We start from the raw sequence: 1,199 nt of genomic DNA, 5'->3' as shown, positions 1-1,199 counted from the left end.
GGTAATCCCCCCGCAAACTAACCGGGTTTAAAAGTAGAATTTTCTCACAATGATTTTGGAGAAGATTCGGATGAAGACATCACGATTTAGCGACGCGCAGGTTATGGCAATTCTGAAGCAGGCGGAGGACGGCATTCCGGTTGCGCAGCTTTGCCGGGAGCATGGCATGAGCGATGCTAGCTTTTACAAGTGGCGAGCAAAGTTCGGCGGCATGGACGCGTCCATGGTTTCGCAAATGAAGAGCATGGAAGACGAGAACCGTCGGCTGAAGAAGATGTATGCCGAGCTGAGCATGCAAAACGATCTCCTGAAGGAAGCTCTTGGAAAAAAGCGCTGAGGCTGTCTCAGCGTAAGGAGATGGCCATGCAAGCCGTTCAAGATCATAAGGTGAGCGTGGCGCTCGCGTGTCGGACGTTCTCGATCAGCGAGACGTGCTACCGCTATGGACGCAAGCTTGGCAGCGAGAACGAAGATATTGCCGACTGGCTGCTGCGTCTGACGACAGCCCGGAAGGCGTGGGGTTTCGGCCTGTGCTTCCTTTATCTGCGTAACATCAAAGGCTTCGGCTGGAACCACAAAAGGGTTTACCGTATCTATCGTGATCTGGAATTGAATCTGAGGATCAAGCCCAGGAAGCGCCTGGTGCGGGAACGACCGGAGCCACTGGCTGTGCCCGAACAGCCCAACCAGACCTGGTCGATGGACTTCATGGCCGATCAGCTTTCCGATGGTCGCTCGTTCCGGACTTTGAACGTCATTGACGACTTCAACCGGGAGGGGCTCGGGATCGAGGTGGACTTCTCGTTGCCAGCCGAGCGGGTTGTTCGATCTCTGAACCGGATCATCGAATGGCGCGGAAAACCGGGTATCATACGGGTGGACAACGGCCCGGAATACATCAGCGGCACGCTTTTGGCATGGGCCGAGAAACGAAACATCATCATCGCTCATATCCAGCCGGGCAAGCCGCAGCAAAACGCCTATATCGAGCGGTACAATCGCACGGTCAGGCATGAATGGCTGGGATGCTTCATGTTTGATACTATCACGGAGGTGCAGGATCACGCCACACGATGGCTCTGGACATACAACAATGATCGACCCAATATGGCCATCGGCGGCATCACGCCGAGGCAAAAACTGAAAATGGCAGCATGAATTCTACTGCTGAGCCCCGTTAAAAACGGGGGGATTACCGA

At 54.5% G+C, this 1,199-nt stretch carries 1 protein-coding gene and 1 pseudogene; both read left to right on the top strand.

Translation table 11 applies throughout. From position 1 onward, the window contains the following. Positions 1 to 49: 49 nt before the first annotated feature. Positions 50 to 223: pseudogene (locus tag ATO67_RS23675) on the top strand (transposase); the annotation flags it as partial. Continuing rightward, positions 190 to 1,158 carry an IS3 family transposase gene (locus tag ATO67_RS22155; RefSeq protein WP_245304070.1) on the top strand — a complete coding sequence of 323 codons (969 nt, stop codon included), beginning with the start codon at positions 190 to 192 and terminating at the stop codon, positions 1,156 to 1,158. The pseudogene ATO67_RS23675 and the gene ATO67_RS22155, both read left to right, overlap by 34 nt. Positions 1,159 to 1,199 lie beyond the last annotated feature (41 nt).

Origin of the sequence: Agrobacterium bohemicum, from assembly GCF_001562555.1 — a bacterium.
In the GTDB taxonomy this organism is placed as follows: domain Bacteria; phylum Pseudomonadota; class Alphaproteobacteria; order Rhizobiales; family Rhizobiaceae; genus Agrobacterium; species Agrobacterium bohemicum.
This window is presented reverse-complemented; position numbering and strand designations above follow the sequence as displayed.